Annotated in this window: 9 protein-coding genes; 5 read left to right on the top strand and 4 right to left on the bottom strand. The window is 60.0% G+C overall.

What is annotated here, in order from left to right:
* Positions 1–58 precede the first annotated feature (58 nt).
* The 3 genes from MMG91_RS03745 to MMG91_RS03735 form a co-directional block, all read right to left on the bottom strand.
* Positions 59–3733, bottom strand: a complete 3675-nt coding sequence (locus MMG91_RS03745) for a translocation/assembly module TamB domain-containing protein (protein ID WP_310658790.1) — start codon at positions 3731–3733, stop codon at positions 59–61.
* Positions 3730–5457: an autotransporter assembly complex family protein gene (locus tag MMG91_RS03740; RefSeq protein ID WP_310658789.1), complete on the bottom strand. Its 1728-nt coding sequence runs from the start codon at positions 5455–5457 to the stop codon at positions 3730–3732. The genes MMG91_RS03745 and MMG91_RS03740 overlap by 4 nt, the downstream gene beginning before the upstream one ends.
* A gap of 64 nt (positions 5458–5521) precedes the next feature.
* Positions 5522–6172 carry a GNAT family N-acetyltransferase gene (locus tag MMG91_RS03735; protein WP_310658788.1) on the bottom strand — a complete coding sequence of 217 codons (651 nt, stop codon included), beginning with the start codon at positions 6170–6172 and terminating at the stop codon, positions 5522–5524.
* A 233-nt stretch (positions 6173–6405) separates the two neighbouring features.
* Here MMG91_RS03735 and xthA point away from each other — a divergent pair, with 233 nt between their 5' ends.
* Positions 6406–7218: an exodeoxyribonuclease III gene (gene xthA, locus MMG91_RS03730; protein WP_305502528.1), complete on the top strand. Its 813-nt coding sequence runs from the start codon at positions 6406–6408 to the stop codon at positions 7216–7218.
* A gap of 192 nt (positions 7219–7410) precedes the next feature.
* Positions 7411–8751: a phosphate ABC transporter substrate-binding/OmpA family protein gene (locus MMG91_RS03725; protein ID WP_310658787.1), complete on the top strand. Its 1341-nt coding sequence runs from the start codon at positions 7411–7413 to the stop codon at positions 8749–8751.
* Positions 8752–8802: 51 nt separating this feature from the next.
* Here MMG91_RS03725 and MMG91_RS03720 read toward each other — a convergent pair whose 3' ends face one another.
* Positions 8803–10032, bottom strand: coding sequence for an acyl-CoA dehydrogenase (locus tag MMG91_RS03720; protein WP_030130892.1), 1230 nt, complete (start codon positions 10030–10032; stop codon positions 8803–8805).
* A gap of 164 nt (positions 10033–10196) precedes the next feature.
* On the opposite strand from MMG91_RS03720, the gene MMG91_RS03715 reads away from it, so the two are divergent.
* The 3 genes from MMG91_RS03715 to MMG91_RS03705 all read left to right on the top strand — a co-directional run bounded on the left by MMG91_RS03715 (position 10197) and on the right by MMG91_RS03705 (position 12803).
* Positions 10197–11126, top strand: a complete 930-nt coding sequence (locus tag MMG91_RS03715) for a LysR family transcriptional regulator (RefSeq protein WP_008068246.1) — start codon at positions 10197–10199, stop codon at positions 11124–11126.
* A gap of 220 nt (positions 11127–11346) precedes the next feature.
* Entirely contained in the window at positions 11347–11748 is a 402-nt protein-coding gene (locus tag MMG91_RS03710; RefSeq protein ID WP_310658786.1) for a MerR family DNA-binding transcriptional regulator, read from the top strand.
* A 155-nt stretch (positions 11749–11903) separates the two neighbouring features.
* Positions 11904–12803, top strand: a complete 900-nt coding sequence (locus MMG91_RS03705; RefSeq protein WP_310658785.1) for a hydroxymethylglutaryl-CoA lyase — start codon at positions 11904–11906, stop codon at positions 12801–12803.
* Positions 12804–12926 lie beyond the last annotated feature (123 nt).

Raw genomic sequence — 12926 nt, 5'->3', positions numbered from 1 at the left:
ACGCGGAGCGTCCCGGGCTGCATTCCTTGGCTGCGCGTGGGAACGATCAGGTTGGGGGTTAGAAATCCCGCTTGTAGAAGATGTCCAGCGAACTGGCCACCCCGCTGGCAACTTCGAGGTAGACCCTTTTGCTCAGTTTGTAGCGTAGGGCGATAGTGTTGGCCGGCTCGAACACCCCGACGCCATACCGCAGGCTGAGTTTTTCCGAGATGTTGCCGCTGGCCACCACGGCGGTGTTGGCGCCGCTGCCTTGGGTATCAAGCTGGAAGTCCTGAATCCCCAGGTTCTTGGCCACCCCGCTGGTCACACCCGAACTGCCCATCAAACCCAACCCAAGAGCGGCCTGGGCGAGCATGTTGTTGTCCTCACCGGTAGTGCTCAGCGGACGCCCCAACACCAGATAGGACAACGCTTGCTCCTGACTCATCGCCGGTTCGGAAAAGATCTGCGTGGTCGGTTGCTCGGCGCTGCCACTCAGGCGAATGCCGGCGATTACGTCGTCGGTCTGGCGAACCGCTTCGATGTCGAGGTACGGCTGATCGATCGGACCTGCAAACAGCAGGCGCGCCCGGCGCACCGTCAGTCGCTGGCCGTAGGCGCGATAACGCCCGTCGTTGAGCCACAGCTCGCCACGGGTGTCCATGTTGTCGCCGATGTGCACCTGACCTTGCAGGTTGGCGGTCAGGCCGAAGCCGGCAAAGCTGAGTTTGTCCTGCCCAACCACCACATCGATGTCCATCGCCATGGCCATTGGCGGTTTGCCTTCTTCGGTCTGCTGACCGACGATCACCGTGTCATCGGAGAGCTTGACTGTGGATGGCGGCAGCTCGCGCACGATGATCTCGCCCTTGGGTACTAACACCTTGCCGACGATTGCCAGTTTGTCGTCCTTCATGGAAATCTTCAGGTCCGGCGCGACTTCCAGCGCGACGTAGGGCTCGACGGTCACCGGCAATTGCGAGCCCTTGAGCGCCAGATCCACGACCAATGCCTGGCCCCAGGCGATGTTGCCATTGAGGCTGCCCTGTCCAGTCTTGCCGCTTTTCCAACGGCCGTCCAATTGCATGGTTTCGCCGGCAATCACAGCTTGAAGTTGCAAGGCTTCGAGCGCCATCGGCAGTTCAGGCCCGGAGATTTCACCGTCGCGCAGCACAAGGTTGCCGTTGACCAGCGGCGCCAACAGTCCGCCGGACAGTGTGCCGCTGCCGTTCAAATGCCCGGTGAGTGTCTCGACCATCGGCACAAACGGCCGCGCCACCGACAAGTCCAGACCACTGAGGCGGAATGAACCAGTCAACGGCTTGTTCTTCGGTATCGGGTTGATCTGCGCCTGAACCATCAGCTCACCGAGCTTGCCGCCCACAAAGTGAAGGTCGGTGTCGATGCGTTTGGGTGTGAGTTTGCTGGTGAGTTTCAGGGTCTGGTACGGGAAGTCCAGCCATTGCTCCTTCTGGCGCACACGCAATGTGCCGCCGCTGGCGTCGATGCTGATCAAACCGTTCGGCCCGCTGGCCGGCAAGTCCAGTTGCAGGTCGGCGTTGAGCTTGCCCTTCCAGGCAAAATCCTTTGGCAACCATTGCGCGAGGCTGTCGATGGGGAACTGCTTGAGGTGATAACGCAGCTTCGGCTCGGGCATCAAGCGCTGGTCTTCGCCGCACAGGCTGGCCGGGCCGGACATCCAGCAATGGGCGCCGAAGTTGATTTTGCCGTCCGCCAGTCGCTCAAGCTTCGCCGGATTTTGCAGTTTCCAGTCCTGACCCCCAGCCTGGATATCGCCACTGGCCAGACGCCCGCGCCAATTGCCTTTGTCCAGCGTGCCGTCGAGACCGAGCGCCAGTTTCAGCTTCGGTCCTTGCAGGTCGAGTGCGAGTTTCTGGTTTTTGATGTCGCCCTGACCGCTGGCGGTCAATGTGCCCAGTGACGTGTCGCCGGTCTGAATGCCGCTACCCTTGAGGTCGATCTTCGCCCGCTGGGCGCTGTCGAGCGTGACATCCAGATTGAGGCTTTGCAGGCGATTGTCTTCGAAGGCCAGTTGCTTGCCTTGCAGGCCGAGTTTGCCTTGTAGCGCCTTGAGCGTGCCGGAGACGTCGACCCGACCATTGAGCTGACCGCGCAGTTGCGGCCAGAGCTGGGCCAGACGCTGCATCTTGATGTCGATCCGGCCAGCGAGTTGCTGTTGCAAGCTGCCTTGGCCGTTGATGCTGTTGTCACCGAGGCGAATCTGCAACGTGCTGAGGTTCCACTGCTCGCCACCGCCATCGGCCTTGACTTGCAATACAGCCGGTTGCCCGCGCAGCTTGCCTTTCAGGTCCAGGTCGGCGGTCAGGCTGAGTTTTTCATTCTTCATCTCGCCTTTGCTGCGCAAGGGACCGGCCAATGTGCCAGGCAACTCCGCGAGCCAGTACGCCGGGTTGATTGCCGAGAGGTCCAGCGCCGTATCCCAGGCGATGCCGTCAGCAAACTGCAGGTTCAGGTGCCCTTCAGCCTTGCCCTGCCCGGCTTCGAGTTTGAATTGCGGCAGGTGGATTTTGCTCAAGTCGCCGCTGAACGGGCTGTTCAGGCTGAACGCCCCGGCCGGGCCATCCAGTGCGGCTTTGAAGTTGCCGATGTAGTTGCCGTCGGTGTAGGAGACTTCACCGTTGAAGCTGCGCAGCGCCACTTGGGGCTCGTCGATCAGCGGATAGAGACGGTGCCACGGGAAATCCAGCCAGTCGATTTTTGCATCAGCGCTCAGGCCTTTACTCCAGTCCATTTGCCCGGTGAGCTTGAGGCTTTGTTTGTCGTTGGCCGTCAGATCAAGGCCGGCGATCTGCGCGCCTTTGGCGTCGACCTTGCCTTGCAGCAACAACGCCACCGGGCCTTGTTCGGCGGGCAATGTGGCTTTACCGAGCAACTGGTAGCCGTTTTTCAGGTCGCCGTCGCCGGTGAGTTCCAGTTGATTGAGTTGCAGGGTGTCCGGTAGATCAGCGCTGGCCTTGAAGCCGTCAGCGGTGATGCGCACTTTGGCTGGCAGGTTTTCCACCAGCGGTTGCAGCTCGCCAGTGAGTTGGCCGTTCAAGTAGCCGCTGCTGTCGGCTTTCAGGTTCAGGGTTTTCAGCAAATCGCCGTCGACCTTCAGGGCCAGCGTCCAAGGCTCGGTGCCTGGCGCCGGCAAGGTCAGTTTGCCTTCAGCGGTCAGCGGCCAATTGCCGCTCGGCTGTAACAGGCCGGACAGGTTCAAGCTCAGTTCATCACGCTGCAAATGCACCGAGTCGACCTGCAAACCCTTCTCGGTCCAGTGCGCTGCCAGTTGCAGCCCCTTGAGTTCTTCACTGCCGTTGAACAGCAGACGGCCGATTTTGACGTCGCCCAATTCGATGGCCAGCGGCAATTTCAAGTCCGGCAGACTGATCGGCCCACTGCTTTGCTCTTCCACGCCCGGCGGGAATTGCAGGCTGACCTGCTCGGCCTGCAGTTGCTCGATGCACAACGTCATGCGCATCAGGCACAACGGCGACCAGGCGAAAATCGCTTTGTTCAGCTCGACCCGGCTGCTGTCCTGCTGCCACACCAGCTGATCGGCGCTCCACTGTCCACCCAAACGGCCCTGGAAATTCTCCACGGTCAGACCCGGCACAAACCCGAGCGCCCAGCGACTGCCCGGCGCAGTGCCCAGCACGGTGACCAGCGTCAGCACGATCAGCATCAGCAGCGCCGGAATCGCCAGCAGCGTTATTTTCAAACCACGCTTCACAGCTCGGGCCCCATGGAAAAGTGCAGTCGAATGCCGCCGTCGTCGTCCATCGCGTGGGCCAGGTCGAGGCGAATCGGCCCCACCGGCGAAACCCAGCGGACGCCGATACCGACACCGGTCTTCAGGTTCGGCAATTCGAGTGTGTTGAAGGAGTTGCCTTGGTCGATGAAGGTTGCGACCCGCCATTTTTCGGCGATGGAGTATTGATACTCGACGCTGCCGGCCACCATGTAGCGGCCACCGATACGGTCACCATCGGAGTTTTCCGGGGACAGGCTCTGGTAATCGTAACCGCGCACGCTCTGATCGCCACCGGCGAAGAAGCGCAAGGACGGCGGCACCGATTTATAGCCGTTGGTGGCGCTGCCGCCGACCTGCACCCGACCGAGCAAGCGGTGTTTCTCGAAGACCGTGGTCAGGCCTTTGACCAGCGCCGTGCCGTAGAGCAAGTTGGTGTCCGAACCCAATCCTTCCTTGGCGACTTTGGTTTCGAATTGCAGGCGATAACCGTTGTGCGGGTCGATGCGGTTATCGCTTTTCAGGTACGAATAACTCACGCCGGGCATCAGTAAGGTGCTGAGCCCCGAATCGTCACCGAGTTTGTATTCCTCGCGTTGCCACTTGAGCGACACCACCCGCTGCCAGCCGCTGGGCAACTTGCTGTGCCACTCGGGGCCGAGGGTCAGCAGTTTGCTGAGGGTGTCGGTGCCAGCGATTTCTTCATATTGATAACCACCGGCAAAGCGCAGTTTGTCGGTCAATGGTGGGTCCAGCGGAACGTCATAAAACAGCCCGACGTTCTGCCGTGGCGCCGAAATCTCGGCCTCCCAGCCATAGCTGTGCCCCTGAGGATTAACCCAATGGCGGGTCCAGTTGGCTTTGACCCGTGGACCGACGTCGGTGGAAAAACCCAGACCCAACCCCATGGTCCGTGGCTTGCGGGTTTCCAGTTTGACCGCCACCGGGATCACGTCGTTCTTGGACGCAGTCGGCGCCGCGTCCACGCGCACGCCCTCGAAATAACCGCTCGATTGCAGCGCCTGATTGAGTTCCGCGATCAGTTCGGAGTCATAGGGCGTACCCGCCTTAAACGGCACCATGCGTTGCAGCAGGTCTTCGTCGAACGGCGTATCGCCTTCAAAACTGACCTTGCCCAGCGCATAGCGCGGGCCGCTGTCGTAGATCAATTCGATGTCGGCGACGCCGGCACGCGGGTCTACCAAGAGTTTATGGCGGGTGAAGCGCCCACTGAAATAACCGTAGCGCGAGGCCTGGTTCTGGATCAGTCGCTTGGCGTCCTCGTAATGGCCATGATTCAACACTGCGCCGGGTTTCAGCAGATCGCTTTTTGGTACACGAAAGGATTTGAATGACGCAGCCGGGCCCTCGATGCGCACCGTAACATTGCGCAAATGGATGGGCTCGCCGGGTTCGATAGTCAGCACCAGGCGTGGCGTCTTTCCACCCTTCACATCGCTGTCGATTTGCGGCTGGTAATAACCCAAGGCCTGGGCGGCCTTGCGCGCCTGTTCTTCGGCGCCGCGACTGAAGCGCAGCAAGGCTTCTTCATCGCGATCGCCGAGGCTACCGATATAGCCTTCTATATTGGCTTTCAGTTCATCGTTGGACGGCTTGATCCGCACATCCAATTCACTTTGCGCCAGCGCCGCGCAGCTGGAGATCAGCATCAGCACGCCACTGGTAAATCTTCCGGAAAACTTCATAGCGCCGATGCTATCACGAGCCTGGGGGCCTGATAGAGCCTGAGCTGCCGCGAAAGTTCTACTGTTATGCCGTTGCCGTTTGTAACACCTGCGGGTTGGCATGGAAAAACACGTGTTCAAGAATCGGTCCTACCGCCACTTCGCCGATTTCCTCGTAGCCTTGACGCTTATAGAACTCCAGATAACGAGGATTCCCGGTGTCGAGGATCACACCCTGTGAGTGCTCATCGACCGCACACCAGTTATGCACCGCTTGCAGCAATTGTTCGCCGAAGTGCTTGCCCTGGAATTGCGGATGTACCCCCAGTAATGGCAAAACATGCACCGCGTCGGACGGCACGCACGCCATCACGGCGGCGTGGTAATCGAGGTAGCGTCGGGTGCAGCGAAACCCGGTGCTGAGCACCATCCGCAGGCGCCAGGCCCAGCTTTCGGTGATGCCCAGGCGGCGTTGCGGCGGTGCGATCAGGGCGATGCCGATCAAGCGGTCATTCACCAGCAGGCCGATGGCTGGCAAATCCTGAAGAAAGTGTTGCTTGACCAGTTCACGCACCGTCGCCCTTACTCGTTGTTCATAACCGGGGCGTTCGGCTTCGAACAGGTAGCCAAACGTCGGCTCGTGCCGGTACGCCTGATACAACAAGGAGCGTGCTTCGCGGGAATAGCCGCTGTCGAGCATGTGAATATCAGCAATGGCGGTCGAGGTTTCGGGCATAACGGTAGATCTCCCCTGGGCGCGGCTCAGAAGGCCGCGCTCTTATTGGTACGAGCCTTTGGGTGGCTTCACAGTTCCCCACACAGGTATAGACCAAGCCAGGATCTTCATCGACCGCGAAGAGGCCCGATCTGCCGACACATCTCTGACAGGACACAACGAATCCCCTCACCCCACGCTGGCCCCATTCCTACATGTCAGCTAGCATCGCATTTTTGCCAGGACTGCCGACCATGAAGATCGTCTCCTTCAACATCAACGGGCTGCGCGCTCGCCCGCATCAGCTGGCGGCGCTGATTGAAAAGCATCAACCGGACGTGATCGGCCTGCAGGAAACCAAGGTCCACGACGACCAGTTCCCCCTGGCCGAGGTTCAGGCGCTGGGTTATCACGTTTATTACCACGGGCAAAAGAGTCACTATGGCGTGGCCCTGCTTTCGCGCCAGGAACCGATTGCGTTGTACAAAGGTTTCACCACTGACGAAGAGGACGCCCAGCGGCGCTTCATCTGGGGCACGTTCGCCGACGCCAATGGCGTGCCGGTGACCATCATGAACGGCTATTTCCCACAGGGCGAAAGCCGCGACCACCCCACCAAGTTCCCGGCCAAGGAACGTTTCTACAGTGATTTGCAGCAGTTGCTGGAAAGCCAGTTCAGCAACGATCAGCCGATTGTGGTGATGGGCGATGTGAACATTTCCCCGGAAGACTGCGACATCGGCATCGGCCCGGACAACATGAAGCGCTGGCTGAAAACCGGTAAATGCAGCTTCCTGCCCGAAGAACGCGAATGGATGGCCCGCCTGAAAAACTGGGGCCTGGTGGACAGTTTCCGTCATCTGAACCCGGATGTTGCCGACCGTTTCAGCTGGTTCGACTACCGTAGTCGCGGTTTTGAGGATGAGCCCAAGCGGGGGCTGCGGATTGACTTGATCATGGCGTCCCATGGGTTGTTGCCGCGAGTGAAGGATGCCGGCGTGGATTACGATTTGCGCGGGATGGAAAAACCTTCCGATCACGCACCGATCTGGCTTGAGTTGAGCTGATCCGGTTTTGCTGATCGTTCCCACGCGCAGCAAAGGAATGCATCCCGTGACGCTCTGCGTGACATTCAACAGCGGAACGCGGAGCGTCCCCGGCGGCGTTCCCACGCAGAGCGTGGGAACGATCACTGTCATCGTTCAGAAACCTTACTGACTTATTCTCCCGGCACTTTCCCAGGCTTATAAGGTGCCGGCATGACGCTGCGCGTATTGTTTCTGTCGATGCTCGCCGCCCTGCTGCCGTTGCCGGTGTCGGCCGGCGATTTGCCGACGCCCGAACGTGGCCCGGTGTTGCGCATCCAGGGCTCCAACACCATTGGCGCGGCATTGGGCCCGGCGCTGGTCGAGGGGTTGATGCGTGAACAGGGCCTGCTCAAGGTTCATCGCGAAGCCCCGGACAAAGCCAACGAACAACGCATCGTCGGCGAAACCGTTCAGGGACGCCGAGTCGAGGTGGAGGTCGCGGCCCACGGTTCCAGCACCGGGTTCAAAGCCCTGAAAATCGCCTCTGCCGATCTCGCGGCCTCCTCGCGCCCGATCAAGGACAGCGAGCGGCTGGATCTCGAACCGCTGGGCGACCTGAAAAGCCCGATTGCCGAGCAAGTCATCGCCATCGACGGGCTGGCAATCATCCTTCATCCGCTCAATCCGCTGAAGCAACTCAACACCCTACAATTGGCGCGAATCTTCAGCGGCGAAGCAAAAACCTGGGAAGAACTCGGCGGCACCGGTGGGACAATTCATCTCTATGCGCGGGATGATCAATCGGGCACCTACGACACGTTCAAGGAACTGGTCCTCAGCCCGCGAGGGAAAACCCTGAGCGGCAATGCGAAACGCTTCGAATCCAGCGAGCAATTGTCCGACGCCGTCAGTCTGGACCCGCAAGCCATCGGTTTCATCGGGTTGCCTTATGTGCGCCAGGCCAAAGCAGTAGCCATTGTCGATGGAGACTCCCAGGCCATGCTGCCGCTCAATAGCCTGATCGCGACGGAAGATTACCCGCTGTCCCGTCGGCTGTTGTTTTACCTGCCGCCGACCGGGAAAAATCCCTGGGCCAAGGCCTTGGTGAAATTTGCCCAAAGCAGCAAAGGCCAGGCGATCGTCGCAGCCAATGGTTTTATCGCGCAGACGGTTCAGGCCATGGCGGTCACGCCGAATGCGTTGATGCCCGAGGGTTATCAGGCACTCAGCCGGCATGCCCAGCGGCTGACGGTGAACTTTCGTTTCGAAGAAGGCAGCGCGACGCTGGACAACAAGGCCCGACAGGACCTGTCGCGGGTGCTCGACTATATAAAGCAGCACGACAAAACCAATCGGCAGGTAACGCTGGTGGGGTTTGGCGATGCCAAGAGCGACCCGGCGCGAGCCGACCTGCTGTCGAAACTGCGGGCCATGGCGGTGCGACGAGAACTGGTGAAAAGCGGCGTGGTGTTTCGCGAGATTCGCGGCTTCGGCGCCGAGATGCCGGTGGCGACCAACAGCGGGGATGAGGGGCGGATCAAGAATCGGCGGGTTGAGGTTTGGGTGTACTGAAGTAAGCGCCGAACATTGTGGCGAGGGAGCTTGCTCCCTCGCCACAATGTGTTACTGCCCGCTACGCATCATTTCCTTAGGCACATATTTGCCGATCTCAAATTTGCCGATCGCCGCGCGGTGCACTTCGTCCGGGCCGTCGGCCAGGCGCAGGGTGCGTTGCATGGCGTACATGTAGGCCAGCGGGAAATCGTTGGAAACCCCTGCCCCGCCATGAATCTGGATCGCCCGATCGATCACCCGCAACGCCACGTTCGGCGCGACGACTTTGATCTGCGCGATTTCGCTCTTCGCCACCTTGTTGCCGACGGTGTCCATCATGTACGCCGCTTTCAATGTCAGCAGGCGCGCCATGTCGATCTCCATCCGCGAGTCGGCGATTTTGTCGATGTTACCGCCCAGGCGCGCCAAGGGTTTGCCGAACGCGGTGCGGTTGACCGCACGTTTGCACATCAGCTCCAACGCACGCTCGGCCATGCCGATCGAACGCATGCAGTGGTGAATCCGGCCCGGGCCGAGGCGACCTTGGGCAATTTCGAAGCCGCGTCCTTCGCCCAACAGGACGTTTTCGTACGGCACCCGGACATTTTCGAACAGCACTTCGGCGTGACCGTGAGGCGCGTCGTCATAACCGAACACCGGCAGCGGACGCACAATCTTCACGCCTGGGGTGTCCACCGGCACCAGAATCATTGAGTGCTGCGCATGGCGCGGTGCATCCGGATTGCTCAGGCCCATGAAGATCAAAATCTTGCAGCGTGGATCGCAGGCGCCAGAGGTCCACCATTTCTTGCCGTTGATCACCCATTCGTCGCCATCACGCACAGCGCGGGCGGCCATGTTGGTGGCGTCGGACGAGGCCACGTCCGGCTCGGTCATGGCGAACGCCGAGCGGATCTCACCGCGCAACAGCGGTTCGAGCCAGCGTTGCTTCTGTTCCTCATTGGCGTAACGCACCAGCACTTCCATGTTGCCGGTGTCCGGTGCGGAGCAGTTGAACGGTTCAGGGCCCAGCAGCGAGCGGCCCATGATTTCCGCCAATGGCGCATATTCGAGGTTGGTCAGGCCGGCGCCGAGTTCGGATTCAGGCAGAAACAAATTCCACAGGCCTTCAGCTTTGGCCTTGAGTTTGAGTTCTTCCATGATCGCTGTCGGCTGCCAGCGATCGCCCTCGGCGACCTGGCGTTCGAACACCGCTTCAGCGGGATAAACGTAGGTGTCCATGAACGCGGTCACGCGCTCACGCAGTTCTTGCACTTTGGGCGAATAAGCGAAATCCATGGGCAGCTACCTTCTAAAGGGAGGTTGTTCAGGTCATGCAATCGATGCTAGAACAGCGTTGATAATTTACCTAGCCTATTCTCGGCGTGTATTAACATTCATCACCGATATATGATCGACTGATCGAGCCACCTTCCTATAACAAGAGCAGAGAGCGCAGCGCAATGAATCTGAGCAAGGTCGACCTCAACCTTTTCATCGTCTTCGACGCGATCTACACCGAAGCCAACCTGACTCGCGCCGGGCAGATTGTCGGCATTACTCAACCAGCGGTCTCGAACGCTCTGGCTCGCCTGCGCGAGACCTTCAACGATCCGCTTTTCGTGCGCACCGCCCAAGGCATGGTGCCCACGCCGATGGCGCAGAACATCATCGGCCCCGTGCGCAACGCCCTCTCCTTGCTGCGGGTGTCGGTGCAGGAAAGCCGCATTTTCAACCCGTTGCAGGCGGTCAAGACCTACCGCATCAGCATGACCGACCTTACTGAAGCGGTGATCCTGCCGCCGCTGTTCCAGCGCCTGCGACGCCTGGCGCCGACGGTGATCATCGAAAGTTTCCTGTCCAAACGTCGCGAGACCACCAAGGAATTGGCCGCCGGTCGTCTCGATTTCGCGGTGGATGCGCCACTCAATACCGATCCGCAAGTGCGTCACGTCAAGTTGATGGAGGACCGTTACGTGTGCGCCATGCGCAAGGGCCATCCGTTGGCGGGCAAAGAGAAATTCACCCTCGACGATTATCTGTCCCTGACGCACATCCATATCTCCAGCCGGCGCAGCGGTCTGGGTTATGTCGATCTGGCCCTGGGCAAAATGGGCATCCAGCGCAAAATCGCCCTGCGCTCCCAGCATTACCTGATGGCGTCCCAGGTGTTGCAGCAGACCGACATGGTCATGACCGTGCCGGAACGCTTTGCTCGCCGACATGACTTGTACTCGGTGAACCTCCCGGTTAAAGAAGTTCCGCCGGTGGAAACTCATCTTTACTGGCACGAAAGCACCGATCAGGACCCGGCCAACCGCTGGATGCGCGAGCAGATGATCGAGTTGTGCCAACAGGTTACGGCGCATGAGAAGAAGCTGGATAAGGTGTAGGACATTAATCCGCGTCATCGTTCTTCGCGGGCAAGTCGGATCGCCACACCGCTCGCTCCACAGGTTTGGTGTCGATCATTTAATCGTGGCTCGACGCGAACCTTGTAGGAGCGAGGTTTGCCCGCGAAGAGGCCGGTGATACCAACGAAGATCCACGCCCCCTTGACGTAAACGTCAACCTGCCATTAGCTTAGCGCCATGACCTTTTTCGAGCGCTTCCATGAGCAGCCAGACCTATAGCATTTCCGACCTCGCCCGCGAGCTCGACATCACTACCCGAGCTATTCGCTTTTATGAAGAGCAAGGCCTGCTCAGCCCCGAGCGTCGTGGTCAGGAACGCATTTATTCGCCCCGCGACAAGGTCAGCCTGAAGCTGATCCTGCGGGGCAAGCGCATTGGTTTTTCCCTGGCCGAATGCCGCGAGCTGATCGAGCTCTACGACCCCTCCAGCGGTAACACCAAGCAACTGCATAGCATGCTGGCGAAAATCGCCGAGCGTCGGGAACAACTCGAACAGCAACTGCTGGACATCGAACAGATGAAACTGGAACTCGACACGGCCGAAGAGCGCTGTACTCAGGCGCTGGAGCAGACGATCAAGAGCCAGCAAGCGGTCCGGTAGATCTACACAGTTCCCTGTGGGAGCGGCGGTGCGGCGATCCGACTTGCCCGCGATGAGGGCATGACATTCAACATTGATGCTGACTGACACACCGCCATCGCGGGCAAGCCGCCCCCACAGGGTTTTCCCAGTATTCAGACAACAGGTCAATTCCCATGTCCCTACCCACCCACGTACGCCTGGTCGAAGTCGGCCCTCGCGACGGTTTGCAAAACGAAGCCCAGCCCATCAGCGTTGCGGACAAGGTACAACTGGTTGACGCGCTGACCGCCGCAGGCCTGGGCTATATAGAAGTCGGCAGTTTCGTCTCGCCCAAATGGGTGCCGCAAATGGCCGGTTCCGCCGAGGTCTTCGCGCAGATCAAGCGCAAGCCGGGCGTGACCTATGGCGCCCTCGCCCCCAACCTGCGGGGCTTCGAAGATGCCATCGCCGCCGGGGTCAAGGAAGTCGCCGTGTTCGCCGCAGCGTCCGAAGCGTTTTCCCAGCGCAACATCAATTGCTCGATCAGCGAGAGCCTGGGGCGCTTCGTGCCGATCATAGACGCCGCCAAACAACACGGGGTCAGCGTGCGCGGTTACGTGTCCTGCGTGCTGGGTTGCCCTTATGAAGGTGACATCGCACCGGAACAAGTCGCCCGGGTTGCTCGTGAGCTCTATGCCATGGGCTGCTACGAGGTTTCGTTGGGAGACACCATCGGCACCGGCACCGCCGGCGCGACACGCAGGATGTTCGACGTGGTGTCGGCTGATGTGCCACGCGAAAAACTGGCCGGGCACTTTCACGATACCTATGGCCAGGCCATGGCCAACATCTACGCCAGCCTGCTGGAAGGCATCGCGGTGTTCGACAGCTCCATCGCCGGCCTCGGCGGCTGCCCCTACGCCAAGGGCGCCAGCGGTAATGTCGCGACCGAAGACGTGGTTTACCTGCTCAACGGCCTGGGTATCGAGACCGGAATCGACCTGGATGCCTTGATTCGGGCCGGCCAACAGATTTGCACGGTGCTGGGGCGCCCTACCGGTTCGCGCGTGGCCAAGGCCCGCAGTGCACAGTGACAGTGTGGATGTGTCCGGGTGTTACCGCGTGTGCAGAAACGTGGGCGGAAGCGAGTAACACGGAAACAAATTGTCGGGTTTGGGTCGGATGAAAAATCCTGTGAAAAACTCAAGGCATTGAAT

Origin of the sequence: Pseudomonas sp. JL3, assembly GCF_031570575.1 — a bacterium.
GTDB classification, from domain to species: domain Bacteria; phylum Pseudomonadota; class Gammaproteobacteria; order Pseudomonadales; family Pseudomonadaceae; genus Aquipseudomonas; species Aquipseudomonas cucumis.
Note: the sequence above shows the minus strand (reverse complement) of the source record. Positions and strands in the feature narration are given on the sequence as shown.